This is a genomic window from Streptomyces sp. NPDC044719 (genome assembly GCF_056433405.1).
Genome location: NZ_JBWKHE010000008.1, coordinates 186,961 through 207,477, shown reverse-complemented (window position 1 = coordinate 207,477; position 20,517 = coordinate 186,961). Strand labels below are relative to the sequence as shown.

20 protein-coding genes are annotated in these 20,517 nt (G+C 71.9%); 7 read left to right on the top strand and 13 right to left on the bottom strand.

Annotated features, from left to right (window positions below):
- Positions 1-15 precede the first annotated feature (15 nt).
- The 5 genes from AC07DF_RS30455 to AC07DF_RS30435 form a co-directional block, all read right to left on the bottom strand.
- The gene (locus AC07DF_RS30455; protein WP_478978438.1) at positions 16-468 is read right to left on the bottom strand and encodes a DUF7144 family membrane protein; all 453 of its coding nucleotides are present in this window, start codon (positions 466-468) and stop codon (positions 16-18) included.
- Between the two features lie 219 nt (positions 469-687).
- Positions 688-1,428 carry a peptidyl-tRNA hydrolase gene (locus AC07DF_RS30450; protein WP_478978435.1) on the bottom strand — a complete coding sequence of 247 codons (741 nt, stop codon included), beginning with the start codon at positions 1,426-1,428 and terminating at the stop codon, positions 688-690.
- 34 nt (positions 1,429-1,462) lie between these two features.
- Positions 1,463-1,642: a hypothetical protein gene (locus tag AC07DF_RS30445; protein ID WP_478978432.1), complete on the bottom strand. Its 180-nt coding sequence runs from the start codon at positions 1,640-1,642 to the stop codon at positions 1,463-1,465.
- 18 nt (positions 1,643-1,660) lie between these two features.
- A complete protein-coding gene (locus AC07DF_RS30440) occupies positions 1,661-2,494 on the bottom strand; it encodes a polysaccharide deacetylase family protein (protein WP_478978429.1) in 834 nt (277 codons plus the stop codon).
- 62 nt (positions 2,495-2,556) lie between these two features.
- Entirely contained in the window at positions 2,557-4,074 is a 1,518-nt protein-coding gene (locus tag AC07DF_RS30435) for an FAD-dependent oxidoreductase (RefSeq protein WP_478978426.1), read from the bottom strand.
- Positions 4,075-4,160: 86 nt separating this feature from the next.
- Here AC07DF_RS30435 and AC07DF_RS30430 point away from each other — a divergent pair, with 86 nt between their 5' ends.
- Positions 4,161-4,535, top strand: coding sequence for an ArsR/SmtB family transcription factor (locus tag AC07DF_RS30430; protein WP_478978423.1), 375 nt, complete (start codon positions 4,161-4,163; stop codon positions 4,533-4,535).
- Positions 4,532-5,017 (top strand): SRPBCC family protein, encoded by a 486-nt coding sequence (locus tag AC07DF_RS30425; protein WP_478978420.1) that lies wholly within the window; start codon positions 4,532-4,534, stop codon positions 5,015-5,017. Before AC07DF_RS30430 ends, AC07DF_RS30425 begins: the two co-directional genes overlap by 4 nt.
- 9 nt (positions 5,018-5,026) lie before the next feature.
- On the opposite strand, the gene AC07DF_RS30420 is transcribed toward AC07DF_RS30425, so the two are convergent.
- From AC07DF_RS30420 to zapE, 7 genes are all read right to left on the bottom strand, one after another.
- Positions 5,027-5,899 carry a PPK2 family polyphosphate kinase gene (locus AC07DF_RS30420; protein ID WP_478978417.1) on the bottom strand — a complete coding sequence of 291 codons (873 nt, stop codon included), beginning with the start codon at positions 5,897-5,899 and terminating at the stop codon, positions 5,027-5,029.
- 92 nt (positions 5,900-5,991) lie between these two features.
- Complete coding sequence (locus AC07DF_RS30415) at positions 5,992-7,374, bottom strand: PhoX family protein (protein WP_478978414.1); 1,383 nt, start codon at positions 7,372-7,374, stop codon at positions 5,992-5,994.
- Between the two features lie 90 nt (positions 7,375-7,464).
- A complete protein-coding gene (locus AC07DF_RS30410) occupies positions 7,465-8,364 on the bottom strand; it encodes a slipin family protein (protein WP_478978411.1) in 900 nt (299 codons plus the stop codon).
- 195 nt (positions 8,365-8,559) lie between these two features.
- Positions 8,560-10,059 carry a SulP family inorganic anion transporter gene (locus AC07DF_RS30405; protein WP_478978408.1) on the bottom strand — a complete coding sequence of 500 codons (1,500 nt, stop codon included), beginning with the start codon at positions 10,057-10,059 and terminating at the stop codon, positions 8,560-8,562.
- Between the two features lie 8 nt (positions 10,060-10,067).
- Positions 10,068-10,649, bottom strand: coding sequence for a carbonic anhydrase (locus AC07DF_RS30400; protein ID WP_382496071.1), 582 nt, complete (start codon positions 10,647-10,649; stop codon positions 10,068-10,070).
- Positions 10,650-10,732: 83 nt separating this feature from the next.
- On the bottom strand, positions 10,733-11,158 hold the full coding sequence (locus AC07DF_RS30395) for a hypothetical protein (protein WP_478978404.1): 426 nt from the start codon (positions 11,156-11,158) through the stop codon (positions 10,733-10,735).
- 199 nt (positions 11,159-11,357) lie between these two features.
- Positions 11,358-12,458 carry a cell division protein ZapE gene (gene zapE / locus AC07DF_RS30390; RefSeq protein WP_478978401.1) on the bottom strand — a complete coding sequence of 367 codons (1,101 nt, stop codon included), beginning with the start codon at positions 12,456-12,458 and terminating at the stop codon, positions 11,358-11,360.
- 125 nt (positions 12,459-12,583) lie between these two features.
- Between zapE and AC07DF_RS30385 the strand changes: the two genes are divergently transcribed.
- From AC07DF_RS30385 to msrB, 4 genes are all read left to right on the top strand, one after another.
- The gene (locus AC07DF_RS30385; protein WP_478978398.1) at positions 12,584-13,390 is read left to right on the top strand and encodes a pyrimidine reductase family protein; all 807 of its coding nucleotides are present in this window, start codon (positions 12,584-12,586) and stop codon (positions 13,388-13,390) included.
- Positions 13,391-13,575: 185 nt separating this feature from the next.
- Positions 13,576-14,049 (top strand): indole-3-glycerol phosphate synthase, encoded by a 474-nt coding sequence (locus AC07DF_RS30380; protein WP_432968061.1) that lies wholly within the window; start codon positions 13,576-13,578, stop codon positions 14,047-14,049.
- Between the two features lie 76 nt (positions 14,050-14,125).
- Complete coding sequence (gene murC, locus AC07DF_RS30375; RefSeq protein ID WP_478978394.1) at positions 14,126-15,517, top strand: UDP-N-acetylmuramate--L-alanine ligase; 1,392 nt, start codon at positions 14,126-14,128, stop codon at positions 15,515-15,517.
- A 14-nt stretch (positions 15,518-15,531) separates the two neighbouring features.
- Positions 15,532-15,939, top strand: a complete 408-nt coding sequence (gene msrB, locus AC07DF_RS30370) for a peptide-methionine (R)-S-oxide reductase MsrB (protein ID WP_193476612.1) — start codon at positions 15,532-15,534, stop codon at positions 15,937-15,939.
- A gap of 8 nt (positions 15,940-15,947) precedes the next feature.
- Here msrB and AC07DF_RS30365 read toward each other — a convergent pair whose 3' ends face one another.
- Positions 15,948-18,809 carry an ABC transporter substrate-binding protein gene (locus AC07DF_RS30365; protein ID WP_478978390.1) on the bottom strand — a complete coding sequence of 954 codons (2,862 nt, stop codon included), beginning with the start codon at positions 18,807-18,809 and terminating at the stop codon, positions 15,948-15,950.
- A gap of 223 nt (positions 18,810-19,032) precedes the next feature.
- Between AC07DF_RS30365 and nagZ the strand changes: the two genes are divergently transcribed.
- Entirely contained in the window at positions 19,033-20,517 is a 1,485-nt protein-coding gene (gene nagZ, locus AC07DF_RS30360; RefSeq protein ID WP_478978387.1) for a beta-N-acetylhexosaminidase, read from the top strand.

Sequence of the window (20,517 nt, the reverse complement as noted above, 5' to 3'; positions counted from 1 at the left end):
CCCGGCCGGCGCCTACTACGCCGTGCTGGAGGAGCGGTAGTTGAACACCGACCACAGGACGAACAGACCTGTCACGATCATGATGATCGACCAGAACGGCTGGTACGGCAGCCAGATGAAGTTCGCGATCAGCGCCAGCCCGACCACGCCCGCGCCGGCCACCCGCGCCCAGGTCGCCCCGGTGAACAGGCCGAGTCCGGCCAGCACCACGAGCACCCCGACGACCAGGTGGATCCAGCCCCACGCGGTCAGGTCGAACGCGAAGACGTACTCGCCGAAGCTCGTGTACACCTCGTCGTTCGCGATCGCCGCGATGCCCTGGAACACCGCGAAGAGGCCGTAGACGACCATCAGGGTGCCGCCGAGGGTGAGCCCCCCGGCCGCCCAGGAATCGGCGCCGCTGCCGGAGCCGCCGGGCGTCCGGTCGGGGGCGGGGGGAGTGGGGGGAGGGTGCGCTGCGCTGGTCATGGCTGCCTCCTGGGTCGGGTCGACTGGTAACCCCACTGGAGCACCCGCCCGCGGCCGGCGCGTCCGCGGCTGCGCCGAACGGGTGGACGTCCCGCGGCTCCGTCAGGGACGTCAGGGACTCGGCCGGAGGGTCCGGCTGACCGCGTCCGGGAGCCAGCGGTGCGCTCCCTCGGCGGCGTGTTGACGCCGTGACCCCCATCACGGCCTGACGCGCCTGCCCTACGGCCGTCCCTCGCGTGCGAGGGCGCGGACACGGTCGACCCCCTCCACCGCGAACGTGGCGCCGGGGGCGATCTCCGTGAACCCCGCGTCCCGGACCACCGGCAGCCCGCTGTCCGTCAGTTCCGGCCAGCGGGCCGGGGCGGCGGTCCGTACGGCGAGCGGGAAGCCCGCGTCGTGCCAGGCGGACCGCTCCTCGTCGGTCAGCTCCCACCACGCCAGCTGGGCGGCGTGGCCCGCCTGGGCCATCGCCTTGCCTGCCGTCATGCCGAGGTTCGGGTTCACCCACAGCACGGGGGCGGCCGGGTCGGCGTCCACCGGCGGTTGCCGGTCGTCCAGGTCGGTGCCGGAGACCTGGAGCCGGGCCAGGTCCTTGGGCCAGCCGTCCAGCGGGACCGGCGGGAAGACCCGCACCTGGGCCGACTCGCCGGTGACCGTGATGCCGGGCAGCGCCTCGGCCCGCCGCCACTCGGCGCCGCGCGCCCGCCGCACCACTTTGCGGATCCGGGCGTCCTGCCAGTCCCGCATGGCCTGCGCCCACTCGCCGTCGCCGGCCGAGCGCTCGTCGCCCAGGATCGTCAGCACGGCCAGCGCGGCCGTCTCGAGCGCGTCCGTACGCGCCGGCGGGTCCGCCCGCTCGATCCGCACGACCAGCGGCAGCACGAACTGGGGTGCCGTGTCGCGCGCCGAGGGCTCGGACCGGAAGGGGCTGTCGCTCACGGGCGCCGGGTGTTCGCTCACACGGCCCAGTGTGCCAGCCGCAAGATCGTGCGGGTCACCCCGAGCAGGCCGTGCGCTGTGCCTCCTGCCACTCGCAGACCGGGCAGAGCGTGATGCCCTTGTACGACTCCGGGTACTCCGTGGGCTCCCGGCACAGCACGCACTCGGCGTACGGCGGCCCCTCGGCCCGGGGCGGCCTGGCCGAGTCGATCAGACAGTAGTCGTCCTCGCTCATGCCTCCAGCGTAGGCCGGTCAGGGCCGCCCGCCCACGGCCCCGACCAGCTCGGACACCTTCACGAACCGGAAGCCCCTGCGGCGCAGCTCCGGCACGATTCTCCGCACGGCCCGTTCGGTCGCCGGCGCGGCGCTGCGGGTGCAGTGCAGCACGACCACCGAGCCGGGCCGCACCCCGTCCAGCACCTGCCGGGCCACCACGTCCGGGTCCGTTTCGAACGCGTCACCGCCGACCACGTCCCACTGCACGGCGGTCACCCCGGTCGGGGTCAGGGCCTTCAGGGCCCGGCGGTCGTAACAGCCGCCGGGGAAGCGGAAGTACGGCAGCGGATCCCGTACGCCGGCCCTGCGGAACGCGGCGTACGCCCGCTCCACGTCCGACCGCTTCCGCTCCTCGGGCACGGTCGGCAGGCCGTAGCAGTCCGCTGTGTAGGCGTAGTGGCTGTAGGAGTGGTTGGCGACCTCGAAAAGCGGGTCCCGGCCGATGGAGCAGGCCTGATCCGGGTACTCATCGGCCCACCGCCCGGTCATGAACACGGTGGCCCGCACCTTGAGCGCGCGCAGCGTCGAGATCAGCCGCGGATGGTCGAACCGCTCGCCCGCCGCCGCCCGCGCCCCCTGCCCGGCGGTCATGTCGGCGTCGAAGGTCAGCGCGACGGTCCGGCCGCGGGTGCGGGGACCGTGCTCGAAGACGGGCGTGAGGCCGGCCGGACCGGGGGCGAGGGTGGGGTGCCTCGGCGACGGCGCGGGCACCGGCGCGGTGACCGCCCGCGGGGGGTGGGCGGTACCGCAGGCGGCGAGGGCCGTGCTCAGGGCGCACACGGCGGCGGCACGGCGGAGAAGGGCGATCACCGTATGAAGATATGAGCGGGATCGTTCCCTTATGCGTGCCGACCGCGGGTGTCACTCGGCCGTCAGATGTCCCGTTGCTCCAGCGGCTTGGTCGCCGGGCCCTGGATCACCTTGCCGTCGGTGTCGAAACGGGAGCCGTGGCAGGGGCACTCCCAGGCGCGTTCGGCGCCGTTGAAGGCGACCAGGCAGCCCAGGTGGGTGCAGCGGGCGGAGACGGCGTGCAGGGTGCCGTCGTCGTCACGGTAGACCGCGAGGCGATGGCCGCCGGCGCGGACCACGGCCCCCTCGCCGGGCGGCAGGGCCTCCACCGGAGGGGCGGGCCGCAGCCGATCGCCCACGAAGTGCCCGGCGACCTTGGCCTGGGTCTTGAGGAACGACGGCGCCTCACGCACGGCGGGCTTCAGCCGCCGCGGGTCGTACAGACCGCTCCACTCGCACTCCTCGCCCATGATCTGCGCGGTGAGGAGGCGTCCCGCCATCATGCCGCCGCTCATGCCCCAGCCGCCGAAGCCGGTGGCCACGTACGCGTGCCGCGCCCCCGGGTGCAGCGGGCCGACCATCGGCACGGTGTCGGTGGGGTCGATGTCCTGAGTGGCCCAGCGGTGGGTGACGTCCAGGTCCGGGAAGTGGTCCATGGCCCAGGCCGTGAGGCGTTCGAAGCGGGCCCGCGGGTCGCCGGTGCCCGGTGTGAAGTGCTCGCCGGTGACCACGAGCAGCCGCCGGTCGCCCTCGTGCGGTGCCGTGCGCACCGAGCGGATGCCCTCGTCGGGCGTGATGAACATGCCGTCCGGGTCTCGCTCCGCGGGGATCGTCCCGGCCACGACCAGCTCGCGGCGCGGCGACAGCCGGGCGAACAGCAGGGCCCGGTCGAAGATCGGGTAGTGCGTCGCGACGACGACGTCCCGGGCCCTGACCGTCGCCCCGGTCGTGGTCGACAGCCGGCACGGCTCGCCCTCGTCCAGGCCGAGGACGGCGGTGTCCTCGTAGATGCGCCCGCCGCGTTCGGCCAGGTCGGAGGCGAGGGCCAGCAGGTACTTGCGCGGGTGGAACTGGGCCTGCCCGGTGACCCGGACCGCGCCCGCCACCGGGAAGGGCAGCCCGGTCTCCGTCACGAACGAGGCGGGCAGCCCGGCCTCGGCGGCCGCCCGCGCCTCGGCGCGCAGTTCGTCCACCCGGCCCGCGTCGCACGCGTAGGTGTAGGCGCTCCGGCTCTCCCACTCGCAGTCGATGCCGAGTTCCTCGGCGATCCCGGCCGCGCGCTCGATCGCCTCGGACTGGGAGCGCGCGTACAGCCGCGCGCCCTCGGGGCCGCGGGTGCGCCGCAGCTTGTCGTAGACCAGGGTGTGCAGGGCGGTGACCTTGGCGGTGGTGTGCCCGGTGACGCCGGCCGCGACCCGCCCGGCCTCCAGCACCGCCACGCTCCGTCCGGCCCGCGTCAGCTCCCACGCCGTGCACAGTCCGGCGATCCCGGCGCCGATCACCGCCACGTCGACGTCCACGTCCTCGGCCAGAGCCGGGTGGCGGCCGTCCGGTGCCGTCTGTAGCCAGTACGAGCTGCTGACCTGCTCCTTCTCGCTCATGAGTCGCCGAGTACCCCAGAGCGCCCGCTTCAGCGGCCAGGCGTGTCGCTTTACAGGGCGGGCCGGCCGAGCTAACGTACAACCAAATGGTTGTAGATGAGTTGAGCGACGAGACGGTGGACCGGCTGTTCCACGCCCTGGCCGACACCACGCGCCGGGACATACTGCGCCGCTGCGTGCGCGGGGAGCTGTCGGTGTCGCGGCTGGCCGAGTCCTACCCGATGAGCTTCGCGGCCGTGCAGAAGCACGTCGCCGTGCTGGAGCGGGCGGGTCTCGTCACCAAGCAGCGCAGCGGACGGGAGCAGCTCGTGTGCACGGACCCCGAAGCGGTGGGCCGCGCACGCCAGGCCCTCGACGAACTCGAGTCGGCATGGCGCGGGCGCGTGGACCGGATGGCCCGGCTGCTCGCCGAGGACCCCGGAACCGAAGAGAACGACGCGACGGAAGGACCCGAGAGATGAGTGTCACCAGTGTCGACAAGGACCTCGACCACCTCACCCTGACCCTGGTCGCCGACTTCGCCGCCCCCGTCGAGCGGGTGTGGCGGCTGTGGGCCGACCCCCGGCAGCTGGAGCGCTGGTGGGGACCGCCGGCCTACCCGGCGACCGTGGAGCGGCACGACCTGACCCCCGGCGGCGACGTCACGTACTTCATGACCGGACCGGAGGGCGACCGGCACCACGGCTGGTGGCGGATCTCCTCGGTCACCCCGCCGACGGCCCTGGAGTTCACCGACGGCTTCGCCGACGACGACGGAAAGCCCAAGGACGACATGCCGACGACGTCGGTGCGGGTGACCCTCACCGAACACGGCGGCGGCACCCGGATGGAGATGCGCTCCCTCTTCGACTCCCGTGAGCAGATGGAGCAGCTGGTCACCATGGGCATGGAGGAGGGCCTGAAGGAGGCCGTCGGCCAGATCGACGCCCTGCTGGCCGCCTGACCGGCCCGGTCAGGGCTGCCGCAGCAGCCGCTGACGGCACTCCGCCACATCGAAGTCCGCCTCGGGATACCGCGGGTCCAGCTCCTCCAGATGCTCCAGGAGCAGCGTGCTGACCGCCCAGTTGCGGTACCACTTGTGATCGGCCGGAACCAGGTACCAGGGCGCGTACGAGGTGCCGCAGCGCTCCAGAGCGATCTCGTAGGCCTCCTGGTACGCGGGCCACAGGGTGCGGTCGTCGATGTCGGAAGCGGCGAACTTCCAGCGCTTCTCCGGATTGTCGAGGCGTCTGAGCAGCCGGCGGCGCTGTTCTTCGAAGGAGATGTGCAGGAAGCACTTGACCAGGGTCACCCCGGCGTCGGCGAGTGACTTCTCGAAGCGGTTGATCTGCTCGTAGCGCCGGCTGATCTCGGTGGCGTGGGCGAGGTCCCGGACGCGGGCGATCAGGACGTCCTCGTAGTGGGAGCGATCGAAGATGCCCAGTTCGCCAGGGACGGGAAGCGCCTTCTCCACGCGCCACAGGAAGGGGTGCGCGCGCTCCTCGGCCGTGGGCGCCTTGAACGCCGTGATCCGGCAGCCGGACGGGTTGAGCAGGCCGATGACGTGCTTGACCGTGCCGCCCTTGCCGCTGGTGTCCATGCCCTGGAGGACCAGCAGGACACGGCGGTGGTCGCCCGCGGTGCTCGCCGCCCACAGCCGCTCCTGGAGGGTGGCGAGACGCTCGCCGATCCGGGCCGTGGCGGCCTTGCCGGCCGTCTTGCCGTCCGGGCCGCCGGGGGTGGCGGCGGCGTCGTGACGGGACAGGTCGAGCCGCTCGCCTATGGGGACGCGCAGCCGCTCCCGGAGCGAGGCGCCGCTGCCCGGCCTCTTGTCCTTCTTCGCCACCGGACCCCCTCAGCCGTTCGGTCCTGTGTCCCGATCGTCCGCCCGGGCGCCGGGTTCCGCACCCGGCGCCCCGGTCGGGAGCGTGGCCGCGGCTACCGGCGCCAGGGGCCCGTCACCGCGAACGTGGTGCCGGGTGTGTAGCAGTTGACGTACATCGTGTCGCCGTCGGGGGAGAAGGTGACACCGGCGAACTCACCCCACTCGGGCTTCTCGGGGGTGCCGATGTTCTGGCGTCCGCGGGCCATCGCGTACACCTCGCCGCGCCGGGTCACGCCGTAGACGTGCTGGGCGCCGTTGCCGTCCTCGCAGACCATGAGGCCGCCGCTGGGCGCCAGGCAGATGTTGTCCGGCGACTCTCCCGGCAGCTGGATGTCGGTGTCCGGGCCGAAGACGATCACCAGGGTCAGCCGGCGGCGCTCGGGGTCGTAGCGCCAGATCTGCCCGTAGTGGTCGGCCGTCGAACCGTCCGAGCGGCGGGCGAAGGACGACACGAAGTACACCGAACGGCCGCCCCAGTAGCAGCCCTCCAGCTTCTGCGCGTGGGTGACGCCCCCGCGGCCGAAGTCCTGGAACCGGATGGGCGTCTGCGCGGCCCCCGGGTCCGGTACGTCCACCCACTCGATGCCGTCGAACTCGGCGCCGATGTCCTGGATCGTGGACAGGTCGGGCACGCCGGGCACCCGCATGGCCTGGAGCCGGCCGCCCGCGCGCAGCGAACCCCGGCCGCCCAGCGGCTTCTTGGGCAGGAACCGGTAGAAGAGGCCGAAGGGCTTCTCGAAGGCGTCCTCCGTCTCGTACACCACACCCCGCCGGGGGTCGACGGCGATCGCCTCGTGCTGGAAGCGGCCCATCGCGGTCAGCGGTACGGCTCCGGTGCGGCGCGGGTCGGCCGGGTCGACCTCGAAGATGAAGCCGTGGTCCTTGGTGTAGCCGTTGGTGCCGGCCTTGTCCTCGGTCTCCTCGCAGGTCAGCCAGGTGCCCCACGGGGTGGGGCCGCCCGCGCAGTTCACGGCGGTGCCGGCGATCGCGACGCGTTCCGACACGACGTTGTTGCGCGCGTCCAGCGTCAGGGCCGTACAGCCGCCCTTTCCGGCCGGGTCGTAGGTGAGGCCCTCGATCGTGGGGACCGGGACCTTGCCGTCGGCGCGGTTCTCGTGATTGCGGACCAGATGGACCCGGCCGCCTTTGCCCGCGAAGGCCGACATGCCGTCGTGGTTGGAGGGGACCATGCCCTCACCCGAACGGAGCCGGTCCCCCTCGCGGGAGAGGACCCGGTAGCGGAAGCCCTCCGGGAGGTCGAGCAGGCCCTTCGGATCGGGGACGAGCGGGCCGTAGCCGTGGTGGCCGAGGCCCTGCGCGGCGGCGGTGCCGGTGAAGAGTTCGGACAGGGCACCGGAGAATCCGATCCCGATGCCCAGGGCGCCCGTTCCGGCGAGCACCTGACGTCGGGTGGCGATAGGACCGGTCTTGGTCATGGCGGAACCTTCCTGCTGGCGGACAGGAACTGTGATCCCGCTGTGTCTATCACCTGGTGAGGGCGGCGTGAACCACGCGCGTAGCGCGGGTCACTGCTCCACCGCCCGTCGCAGCTCTTCCATGGCCTGTTCCGTCTTGTCCAGGGGGTGTTCCGCCGTGTCGAGGGAGGCCTGTGTCTGTTCGGGCGTCTGCGCCTGTTCCTGTGCCTGCGTCTGGGTCTGCCGGCCCTCTTCGTGGCCCCGTTCCAGGAACCGCAGCAGTTCCACCGGGATGGGGAGCACCAGCGTGGAGTTCTTCTCCGCCGCCACGGCCATCACGGTCTGGAGCAGCCGCAGCTGGAGCGCGGACGGCGTGTCGGCCATCTGGTGCGCGGCCTGGGCCAGCTTCTTGGAGGCCTGGTACTCGGCGTCCGCGTTGATCAGACGCGCCCGCCGCTCCCGGTCGGCCTCGGCCTGGCGGGCCATGGAGCGCTTCATCGTGTCCGGCAGGGACACGTCCTTGATCTCCACCCGGTCGATGGTCACGCCCCACTCCACGGCCGGACTGTCGATCATCAGCTCCAGGCCCTGGTTGAGCTTCTCCCGGTTGGACAGCAGGTCGTCCAGCTCGCTCTTGCCGATGATCGACCGCAGGGAGGTCTGTGCCATCTGGGAGACGGCGAAGCGGTAGTCCTCGACGTTGACGATCGCGGCCGCCGGGTCCACGACCTTGAAGTACACCACCGCGTCGACCCGCACGGTGACGTTGTCGCGGGTGATGCCCTCCTGGGCGGGGACGGGCATCGTCACGATCTGCAGATTGACTTTGCGCATCCGGTCCACCGCGGGAAGGATCATGGTGAACCCGGGCCGCCGCACGTCCCCGTGCACGCGCCCGAGCCGGAAGACGAGCCCGCGCTCGTACTGCTTGACGATCCGCGCCGCCGAGGCCACATAGACCAGACCGGCGGCTCCGGCGGCCACTACCGCCGCGACCAGCTCTTGGAGCATGACGACCTCCCCGTTCAGAGGTCCGTTTTGTCTATTCCTGCAACGATATGCCGGGACAGGGGTCCGGGGCCATGCCCCGGCGGCACGGGGAACCGCGCGACCCGTCCCCCACCGGTCCGGGGCGGACATGCGAACGGCCCGGGGCGCGCTGGGGGGCGCGTCCCGGGCCGGGGGTGTCGGTGCTGCGGCGAGCCGCTAGGCCACCGTCACCTTCTCGCCCTCTTTCGACTGCTCGGACTCCAGCTCGGGCTCCGTGACCTTCACCGGCTCCGTGCCCGTCGCGCTGTGGCGTTCGGCCCAGCTCTCCAGGGCCGTGCGGCAGGCGTGGTCGAGGTGGTGCAGGCCCTTCAGGTCCAGCTCGACGGGGCGGTCCTGCGGCAGGCTCTCCAGGCTGTCCAGGATCTTCGGCAGCCGCAGGAACGTGGCGTTGCCCGACAGGTACGCCTGGATGGGACCGGCGCCCTTGTCGATGACCTCGAGCTTGATGTGCGAGGCCTCCCAGGCGGTCTTGACGACCGACAGGGCCAGACCGATCAGGACACCCTCGAACATGTTCACGGCGACGATCGACACGGCGGTGACGACCAGGATGACCGCCTCGCCCCGGTGCTCACGCCACAGCGGCACGATCTTGCGGAACGGGATGAGCTTGAAGCCCGCGTGGACCAGGATGCCGGCGAGCGCGGGCAGCGGGATGAGGGCCAGCGTGGCCGGCAGGAGCGCCGCGAAGAGGAGCAGCCACACGCCGTGCATCACCCGGGAGGCCTTGGTCTTGGCGCCCGCGCTGACGTTGGCCGAGCTGCGGACGATGACCGCGGTCATCGGCAGCGCGCCGAGCACACCGCAGAGCGTGTTGCCCGCGCCCTGCGCCATGAGCTCCTTGTCGTACTGGGTGCGCGGTCCGTCGTGCAGCCGGTCCACCGCGGCGGCGCTGAAGAGGCTCTCGGCGGAGGCGATCAGGGTGAAGGCGATGATCGTGCCGATGATGCCGACCCCCACGCTGCCGAAGGTGTCGAGACCGGGGGGCTGGATGGAGTCCAGCAGCCCCTGCACCTTGACGGTGTCGACCGGCAGGTTGAACGCGGCGGTCGCCGCGATCGCCAGGATCACCGCGGCGAGCGCGCCGGGAACGGCCTGCGCCTGCTTCGGCAGCTTCTTCCACAGCACCATCACCGCGATGGTGGCCGCGCCGAGTGCGAGCGAGGTGAGCGCCTTGGTGCTGCCGAGCGCGTCGGCGGCGGCTCCGGGCAGGCCCAGGATCTTGTCGATGCCGGAGGCGGGCGCCTTCAGTCCGGCCGTCGCATACAGCTGACCGGCGATGAGCACCAGACCGATTCCGGCCAGCATGCCCTCGACGACCGAGACGGATATCGCGCGGAACCAGCGGCCGAGCTTCAGGGCGCCCATGATGAGCTGCAGCAGACCGGCGGCCAGCACGATCACACCGAGTGCGGGCAGCCCGTAGGTGTCGACGGCCTCGAAGACCAGCACGGTCAGACCGGCGGCCGGTCCGGACACCTGGAGGCTGCTGCCCGGCAGGAATCCGGTGACGAGTCCGCCCACGATGCCGGTGATCAGGCCGAGTTCGGCCGGGACACCGGAGGCGACGGCCACGCCCACGCACAGCGGGAGCGCGACCAGGAACACGACGAGCGAGGCGGTGAAGTCCTGCCTCAGGTAAGGGAACTTGGTCATGGTGTCCCTCACAGCTTCTCGAAGGAGTCGGTGTCCGCGCGGTGGTCCCGCACGGTGCCGGTGTGCACTTCGTAGAACCAGGCGTGCAGCCGGAGCCGGCCGTCCGTCAGACGGCTCTCCACGCACGGGTACGAGCGCAGCCGCTCCACCTGGGTCAGGACGTGGTTCTGCACGGCTTCGGTGACCGTCTTGTCGGTCGGGTCCGCGCACTTGGGCTCGTCGCAGGCGTGGGCGAGCCAGTCCCGCACGGCGGGGACGCCGGTGAGGTCGTCGCCCCGCACCACCGCGCCGACGGCGCCGCAGTGCGAGTGGCCGCAGACCACGATCTCCTTGACGCCCAGGACTTCCACGGCGTACTCGATCGTGGCCGCCTCCGAGGTGGGGTGTCCGAAGGCGTAGGGGGGAACTACGTTGCCCGCGGTGCGCAGCTCGAAGAGCTCGCCGGGCCGGGCGCCCGTGATCAGGGCCGGTACGACCCTGGAGTCGGAGCAGGTGATGAACAGGACGTCGGGGGACTGGCCCTCGGCGAGGCGGGCGAACTCCTCAGGGCGCTGTCCGTGCGTGCGGGCGTTGTCGATGAGGGGTTGCATGAGTGTGGTGACTCCTCCTGGCGCGCGGTGGGGAGCGCGTCGGACGGGCATGACAGAGGTGGGGGAAGGAACGACTCTGTTCCTCAGCAGCGGAAGACCTGAAGCGCTGCCGGTGTGTGCGACGTCGAGGATCTCGACGCGCGATGATGTGCGGCGCCGGCTCTGACCTGGTCCGGTGCTGCCGGCTGGATGTGCCGCAGCAGGGTCCGCTCCGGCGCGCAGGGCGCGGAGTCGGCGTGGAGCCGGTCGCGGGTCCGCAGGGGACCGGTCGGGTCCCCGTGGTGTCCGGCGCGGCAGGTGGCGATCTCGTCGCGCAGTGCCTTCCCGGCGAACTTGGTTCCGGGGCGCGAGGACGCGCCGGAGGGTTCAGTTCCGGGCTGAGCCTTGGCCTCGGCTTTACGGGGTGTGTGCGCGGATGCGAAGGACGCCGTCGGTGCGAAGAACTGAAGGGCGAGCAGGACGGCGGCGAGGATCGAAACCACGGTCCGTGCCGTCGTACCTCGGTACATGCGCCCCCCTTCAGGTGATTCACACGTCTAGCGCTGACCAACACTTGGTCAATGACTGGTCAAGAAACACGTTAACCCTGCAAAGTCATTTGCAGGGTTAACTTAACGTTTCAAGCTGAAGAGAGCCTGAAAACCGTGGGTGGGTTGGCTTGAACCACCCCTAGGCCTCACGGCAGTTGGCGCGGTATTGGGGTTGTGGTTACCGGGAGTTCGCCAGCTTGCCCGCGTCGCGGGCCAGGGCGGTGAGCCGGGAGATGGCCCGGAAGTACTTCTTGCGGTAGCCGCCGTTCAGCATCTCCTCGCTGAAGAGCTGGTCGAAGGGCAGACCCGAGGCCATCACGGGCACCTCGCGGTCGTAGAGCCGGTCCGCCAGGACGACCAGCCTGAGGGCCGTCGACTGGTCGGGAACCGGCCGCACACCGGTGAGGCACACGGCCCCGATTCCGTCGGTCAACGCGCCGTACCGGCTGGGGTGGACCCGGGCGAGGTGCTCCAGGAGGGGCGAGAACGCGTCGAGGGAGGCGCCCTCGGTGGCGTGCGCCGTCCGGGTCACCTCTTCGTCGGAGTACGGCGGCGGCGCCTCGGGCAGACCGCGGTGGCGGTAGTCCTCGCCGTCGATGCGCAGGGCCCGGAAGTGCGCCGACAGACCCTGGATCTCCCGCAGGAAGTCGGCCGCGGCGAACCGGCCCTCACCGAGCTTGCCGGGCAGTGTGTTGGAGGTGGCGGCGAGCGCCACGCCCGCGTCGACGAGCTTGCCGAGCAGGGTGGAGACCAGGACGGTGTCGCCCGGGTCGTCGAGCTCGAACTCGTCGATGCACAGCAGGCGGTGGCCGGACAGGGTCTGGACGGTCTTCTGGAACCCGAGCGCGCCGACCAGGTTGGTCAGCTCCACGAAGGTGCCGAAAGCCTTGAGCTCGGGCTCGGCCGGCGTGGCGTGCCACAGGGAGGCCAGCAGGTGGGTCTTGCCCACGCCGTAGCCGCCGTCGAGGTAGACGCCGCGCGGGCCGGCCGGGGCCTTCTTCGGCGCCTTGCCGAAACCGAACAGCCGCCGCTTGCCGGAACCGGCCGCTCCCTGGCCGAGGCCTGCCGCGAAGCTCTCCAGGACCTGGACGGCCTCGGTCTGGCTGGGCTGGTTCGGGTCCGGGATGTACGTGCTGAAGCGCACCGAGTCGAACCGCGGCGGCGGCACCATCTCGGCGACCAGCCGATCCGCGGGGACGTGCGGCTCACGGGCGCACAGGGACAGCGGGGCCGCTTCGGCTATCGGGCCGGTACCGGAGGGAGCGGGGGAGGAGGACACGGTTCACCATGCTAGGGCCTGCCCGGCGGACCAAGCTGTGCCGGATCCCACGCTGACCTGGTAACGCCCGCGACCACGGCTTGGTCTGCCGGGCAGGCCCGCGGGCGCGTGGAACACTGCACGGCATGCGACGTCTGTTCCCTGTGACCGATGAAACAGCAGCTCCGGCCCCGGGTGGCGGGTCCGGCGAGGAAGGGGCCGGGCGGGAGTGGGGCCTGGCCGAGCTGGCGGCCGCCTACGCCTATCCCGAGCCGGGGCCCGGGGGGCCGCTGCCGTGGCTGCGCGCCAACATGGTGTCCACGCTGGACGGGGCCGCCCAGCACGACGGCCGTTCGCAGCCCATCTCCAGCGCGACCGACATGCGGATCTTCGGCACGCTGCGGGCGCTGGCGGACGTGGTCGTCGTCGGCGCGGAGACGGTGCGCCAGGAGGGCTACCGGCCGGCACGCGCGCGTGCCGAGTTCGCGGCGGCGCGGGAGGCGGCCGGGCAATCCCCCGCCCCCGCGATCGCGGTCGTCACCGCCAGCCTCGACCTGGACTTCTCGCTCCCGCTGTTCACCTCGCCCCTGGTGCCCACTCTGGTCCTCACGGGAGCCGCCGCCGCCCCGGACCGCGTCGCCACCGCCGAGAAGGCGGGCGCGCGGGTGGTGACCGCGGGGGACGGCATCGGAGTGGACCCCGCCCGTGCCGTTCAGGCCCTCGCCGACCTGGGCCACACCCGGCTGCTGACCGAGGGCGGCCCGCGGCTGCTGGGGCAGCTGGTGGCGGCCGGCGTGCTCGACGAGCTCTGTCTGACCGTCTCCCCGATGCTCACCGCGGGCGACGCGCAGCGCATCGCCGGGGGGCCCGCCGTCACCGTCCCGCGGCGGTTCTCGCTGCTGTCGATGCTGGAGGAGGACGGCTTCCTGTTCACGAGGTACGGACGGTCCTGACGTACTGAACCGCGCGGCTCGGGGTAGCGGCACGGAGGTACAGGTGTCGGCGATCAGGAAGCCGGACCGGTCGGTAGGTTCGAAATATGCCGTTCTGTTTGGATTCCGGAGGGCACACTGGATCCGGCAGCTCCCGTGCGACCACGGGGCAGGATGGTTTCCGCAAGGATCAGAAGGGGCGCCTGGTGTTCACAAGCGTATTGATGATCGAGAAGGCCCTGACGTCCGCTGACGTGGAGTTCGTCACCACCTTGCACGGGGAGGAGCAGGTCTCCTTCCAGGTGCTGCTCCAGCCGCGCGGCGAGCAGGCCGACCGTCTGCTGCGGGCCATCGACGACGTAGCGCTCGGCGAACTCGACGACGCCGTCCGCGAGGGCGAGACGCCGGAGGGCGAGGAGGCGCTGAGCGTCGGGCAGCGGGCGCTGGAGGTGTCCCTCGCGGCGCTGCGGACGTCCGGGAGCGGGGCGGAGGGACGGTTGATCGAGGACCATCCGCTGGACGCGCTGAAGTCCTTGGTGGAGGAGGTCGGCGCGGACGAGGTCATCGTGCTGACCGACCCCCACTACGTGGAGGAGTTCTTCCACCGGGACTGGGCGTCCCGGGCCCGGCACAAGGTGGGGGTGCCGGTGCTGAAGCTGTTCTCGCACAGCAAGGCGTAGTGCCGGTCCGATGTGGTGGCGCATCTGAAATAGGCTGTGGGACGCCCACCGTCCCAGAACGCTCTTGGAGATATGCATGGCACCCGGCCTTCCCACCGCCATGGACCGACCGCACTTCATCGGGATCGGTGGGGCCGGGATGTCGGGTATCGCGAAGATCCTCGCCCAGCGCGGGGCCGTCGTGGCGGGCAGTGACGCGAAGGAGTCGGCGACGGCCGAGGCGCTGCGGGCGCTGGGTGTGACGGTGCACATCGGGCACGCCACGGAGCATCTGGCCGACGACGCGAGCTGTGTGGTCGTGTCGTCCGCGATCCGGCAGGACAACCCCGAGCTGGCCCGCGCGGCAGCGCTCGGCATCCCCGTCGTGCACCGCTCCGACGCGCTCGCCGCCCTGATGGAGGGCCTGCGGCCGATCGCGGTCGCCGGTACGCACGGCAAGACGACCACGACCTCGATGCTGGCGGTGTCGCTGAGCGAGCTGGGCCTGACGCCGTCGTACGCGATCGGCGGGGACCTGGACGCGCCCGGCTCCAACGCGCTGCACGGCGACGGCGAGATCTTCGTCGCCGAGGCGGACGAGTCGGACCGCAGCTTCCACAAGTACGCGCCCGAGGTCGCGATCATCCTCAACGTCGAGCTGGACCACCACGCCAACTACGCCTCGATGGACGAGATCTACGCGTCGTTCGAGACGTTCGTGGACCGGATCACCGAGGGCGGCACGCTGGTGATCGCGGCCGACCACGAGGGCGCGCGGGAGCTGACCCGCCGGGTCACGGGACGCGGCGTGCGGGTGGTGACGTACGGCGAGTCCGAGGACTCCGGCGTGCGCATCCTGTCGGTCGTGCCGCAGGGCCTGAAGAGCGAGGTCACCGTGGTGCTGGAGGGCAAGGAGCTGACTTTCACGGTCTCCGTCCCCGGCCGGCACTACGCGCACAACGCGGTGGCCGCGCTGGCGGCGGGCGTGGCGCTCGGCGTCCCCGCCGAGGAGCTGGCCCGGGCGCTGGGCGCGTACACGGGCGTGAAGCGGCGGCTCCAGCTCAAGGGCGAGGCCGCGGGCGTGCAGGTCATCGACTCCTACGCGCACCACCCCACCGAGATGACCGCCGACCTGGAGGCCATGCGCGCGGCGGCGGGCGACTCCCGGATCCTGGTCGTCTTCCAGCCGCATCTCTTCTCGCGCACGCAGGAGCTGGGCAAGGAGATGGGCCAGTCCCTGGCCCTCGCGGACGCCTCGGTCGTGCTGGACATCTACCCGGCCCGCGAGGACCCGATCCCGGGCGTGACCAGCGAGCTGATCATCGAGGCGGCCCGGGCGGCGGGCGCGGACGTGACGCCGGTGCACGACAAGGCGGACGTCCCCTCGGTCGTCGCGGGAATGGCGAAGCCCGGTGATCTCGTTCTCACCATGGGAGCGGGCGACGTCACCGACCTCGGCCCGCGCATCCTGGACCGTCTGTCGAACTGAGGGGCTGGAGGCTCATGCCGTACGACGTCGAGAAGCCGGACGAGCAGTGGCGCGCGGAGCTGAGCCCTGGCGAGTACGCGGTGCTGCGCCAGGCGGCCACGGAGCCCGCCTTCACCGGTGAGTACACCGACACCAAGACCCAGGGGGTCTACTCCTGCCGCGCCTGCGGCGCGGACCTGTTCACCTCGGACACGAAGTTCGAGTCCCACTGCGGCTGGCCGTCCTTCTTCGACCCGAGGGACACCGACGCGGTGGAACTGATCGAGGACCGGACCCACGGCATGGTGCGCACCGAGGTGCGCTGCGCGCGCTGCGGCTCGCACCTCGGGCACGTGTTCGCGGGCGAGGGGTATCCCACGCCCACGGACCAGCGGTACTGCATCAACAGCATCGCGCTGCGCCTGACGGCCGCTGAGGACTGAGACAGCCCTCAGCGTCGGATCCGGCATTCCTCCTGTGTGAGCCGCTTCGTTTCCCCGGCGGCGCGGCCGCAAACTACCCTCGTCTCGGAGATGCCGTCGCGCGCGCGGCTGACCTCCTTGAGGACGATGCTGTGACCCGTGCGATCGCCGTACAGCGGGGCACGGGTGAAGTCGATGGTGCCGGTCGCCATGCCCTCGATCTTGACGTTGCGCAGGTTCACCCAGGTCGAGGCGCGGCTCTGGGGCCGGTCGTCCCGGGTGGCCGCCCAGTACAGGGCGCGGGTCGCGTCGTGCGCCAGGGCGGTCTGGCCGCTGGCCAGGGCGGGGCTGTGGTAGCGCAGGTTCCCGCCCCGCAGTCCCGGCAGGTGTGCGGCCGCGTCCAGGTAGAAGGTGGTCGTGTCGGCGGCCGTCCGCAGTTCGGCCAGGGCCGAGTGGTAGAGCGTGACCTTCGGCGCTACGGACTGTCCGCCGGCGGTGAAGTCGGCCTTGGACAGGTCGTCGCCGGTGAGGATGGCCAGGGGTGTTCCGGCGCAGCCCGGCTCGGTGCCCAGCTGGGTCATCAGGGGATCGATGTCCTCCACCCGGCCGGCGAAGTAGATCACCGAGGGAACCCGGCCGCCCCGGCAGATCTCCTGGGCGTGCGAGCGGAGTTCCGGCTTGCCGCCGCTGAGGGTGTAGCGGCGCTGATCGAGCGGCGTGAAGCCCTTCCGGCGCAGCATGTCCTGGCCGTAGCGGGCCTGTTCGTCGGTGTAGAGGTCGTCGGTCTTCGCCGTGTCGCGGGCGAGGACGAGGGAGTACTGCCGCCGGTTCGGTGTGCGCAACTGGGCCGCGATCAGTCCGAGCTGCTCGATCTGCCACTGGTCCGTGGCGGCCAGGCTGAACCAGTTGGCGAACTCGCGGGGCAGATAAGTGGCGGAGTTCGTGCCGGAGACGACCGGCAGGCCTGCCTCCATCAGCGTGCGGGTCGTCGCCCTGCTCGACTTCAGGTCGCGGCCGGTGCCCACGACCCCCACCACGGTCGGGTCCTCGGCCGCGTACGCGGCGATCTGCTCGGCCATCTCCTCCTGGTGGCCCAGGTCCACGCCGCCGTTGGCGAGCAGGACCCGCAGCTTCACACTGGAGTTCTTGTTGACGACGGCCTGGGCCAGATACACGCCCGCCAGTTCCTCGGCGCCCTTCACGAGCGAGGAGCCGTCCGAGGCGTCGGCGCTCAGCGGCCCGGCGTAGACGACGGTGACGTACTTGCCGGCGTGGTGGGCGAGGACGTTCGCGTTCTGCCCGGCGATGCGGTCCTCCAGCTCGTCCACCGTCCAGGGCGTCGCGTCGCCGGCCGTCAGGGCCTTGGGCTCGTCGCCGGGGCCGGGCGCGGGCAGCCAGTCGGCGAAGCGGACGCCGTCCGTCGCGATGCCGATGCATTCCGTGCCGCCGCCGGGTGTCTCCTCGCGCCGGGTGTCCCGGTTGGCGGTCAGCACGGACGCCGAGCAGTACCGGTCGTGCAGGGCGTCGGCCCGCATGACGGTCCCGGCGGTCAGCAGGGCGATCATCAGGACCAGGGTGTGCAGGGACCACACCAGCCGGGCGGGCGTGGGACGGGTGGAGGCCCGTAGATGCCGGGTGCGTTCCTCGACGGGATCGAGCTGGTCGTGCGGCAGCGGGATCTTCATCACCCAGGGCAGGACGGACCGCTCCCGGCTGGGCGACTGTTCGGCGCGCAGGTTGTGCGCCCACTCCCGGTGCCAGATGCGCAGCCGCTCGCCGAACCTGGGCGGCACGGGGGCCGGGTCGGGCGCAGGCGGAACCGCGCCGCGCTCCAGGCGTGGCACGTCCTGCGTGTGCACCGCGGCGACCACCACCAAGGGGTCGAGCTCACTGCGGCGGCTGCGGACGTCACTGATGGCCCGGATCAGTTCTACGCCGCCGTTGCGGGCGTCCGCGTGGGGCAGGAACAGCATCGGCGGGCGCGGCCGTTTGAAGCCGCGCAGGTCCCAGCTCCAGCGGCGGTGGTTGTCGCGCAGGTCCTCACGCAGCGCGAGCACGCACAGCTGGAGGTGGAAGTCGCCGCCCGCCGTCAGTGCCTCGGCCACGTCGTACGCCCGGGCCGCGATCGCCTTCCAGGACCGCACCGGCCGCAGCAGTGAGACCTCGGTGGGATCCTCGTGGTCCGCCGCCCTGAGGAAGGTAGTCGTCATGAACCAGCGGCTCTCCCTGCGCAGCCACAGGAAGATCGGCGCCCGCCCCGGCAGGGCGTAGTTGAGGACGGTCAGCAGCAGCAGGAAGACGAGACCGGCGCCCACCGCCACGTACCACTCGCTGCGGGCCATGAGCGCGGCGAGCACGGTCACGAGGCTCGCCGGGAGGATGTGCGCCATGTCGAACTGCGGCAGCCCCGAGCGCCAGCGCGCGGTGTTCTTCGGCCGCCAGCGCTGCTGGGCCAGCTGGTTCAGCAGCCGTTGCCGCTGGTCCTGGTTGGCCTCGGGGCTGCCCGGCTCGGGCGTGGGCCAGGTGTCGCCGAGGGCCGCGACCGCGTCGTCGATGGCATGCACCAGCCGCAGCCGCGGGAAGGCGTAGCGCCGGTAGACCGCCTTAGGGCCGCCCCACTTCTTCGGATCGCTCAGTGCCCGCACCATGGCCGCGGCCCGGCGCACCTCCGTGGCGCCCTCGTAGGCGTCCTGCGCCACCGCGCAGCGCGTGCCGTGTGCCTCCTGTCCCGTGTAGAGCTGCCGGACCAGCCCGGTCACCGCGTCGTCGTCCGCGCTCTCCTGGGCGTGCACGACGAACACCGGCATCGGCGGCTCGGTGCTCGTGCGGAAGTCCTGGATGAGGATCTCGAGCTGATCCTGGAGGTGGAGCCCGGCGCCACGCTCCGGCATGCCGTCATGCCCCCCAGGGCAGTCCGGCGGCGTGCGATCAGCGTTCACCATGGGCAATCCCCCGTTCGCCGTCGGTGACTTACGAGGTTAACCGGTGCCGGTGAGGTGGGAGTGGGTGACGGACGAACTTCAGGAACGTTTCGGCTGGTCTGTTCACGGCTTGCTGAATGGGTGATCCATCACCCTGTTGACATTTGGTTGAACGAGCCAGAGGATTCCCGGGGTGACCCACTCCGCGCACCTGCCCCCCGGCCTCGACGAGGCCGCCCACCGCTGCCTGGTCGCCGGCTTCGCCGGCACCACGACCGTGCCCGACAACCTCAAGCGGCTCGTCGACCGGGGGCTCGGCGGGGTCATCCTGTTCACCCGCAACGTGCGGGACGCGGAGCAGGTGCGGCGGCTCACCGCGGAGCTGCGGGCCCTGCGGCCGGACCTGCTCGTGGGGATCGACAACGAGGGCGGCGGGATCGGGCACCTGGTGGGCGCGGGCGCTCCCGAGGTGCCCGGATCGTACGCGCTCGGAGTGGCCGACGACCCCGGGCTGACCGGCCGCTGCGCCGACGCCCTGGCCGGGCATCTGGCCTCGCTCGGCATCACGGTCTCCTACGCCCCCGTCGCCGACCTCCAGCACCATCCGCGCAACCCGATCGTGCGCACCCGGTCCTTCGGCGCCGAACCCGCCCTGGCCGCCCGGCATCTGCGGGCCTGGATCGCCGCCACCGAGCGGCGGGGTGTGGCCTCCTGCGCCAAGCACTTCCCCGGGCACGGCGGCACCGAGACCGACAGCCATCACGGGACGGCCGTCGACCCGCGGCCGTACGACGAACTGCGGGCCGACCTGGAGCCGTTCCGCGCCGCCGTCGACGCGGGCGTGCCGATGATCATGAGCGCCCATGTCGTCTACCCGGCGCTGGACCCCGAGCGGCCCGCCACCCTGAGCCGCCGCATCCTGGGTGATCTGCTCCGCCACGAGCTGGACTTCGACGGGGTCCTGGTCAGCGACGCCCTGGAGATGAAGGCCATCGCCGACCGCTACGGCGAGGCCGCCGGGGCGCGGATCGCCCTCGCCGCGGGAGCCGACCAGGTCATCGTGGCCGTGCCGGACCTCGAGGTCACCCTGGCCTGCCGGGACGCGGTGCTCGACGCGCTGCGCGACGGTGTGCTGCCCGAGGAGCGGGTGCGGGAGGCCGCCGGGCGGGTGCGGCGCCTCGCCGTGCGGTACGCCGCTCCGGCCGCCGGCGCCGTCGACGGCTGGGACGCGGGAGCCGGTCTCGAGGCCGCCCGGCGGGCTGTCCGCGGCCGGCCGGTGCCGTCGGGCGTGCGGGGCGCCCATGTCGTCGACCTGTTCCCGCCGCCGCATCCCGCGCTCAACTGGGGCGGCGAGGACCTGCTGACGGAGGTGCGGTCCGTCGACCCCACGGCCACCGGGACCGCGGTGAGCGGAGAGCCGACGGATCCGGCCCCCTTCGTGGAGGAGATCCTGCGCGCCTCCGGTGACACGCCGCTGGTCATCGCCACCTGTGACGCCGGGCTCCACCCCTGGCAGGAACGGCTGCGCGCCGCCCTGCTGTCGCAGCGGCCCGACGCCGTACGGATCGACACCGGGCTCCCGGAGGGCGGGGCGCTCTGCTCCTACGGGCGGGGGCGGGTGAATCTGCGGGCCGTAGCCGAGGCGCTGGCGGGCAGCCCGGGCATCCCGGCCGTCTGA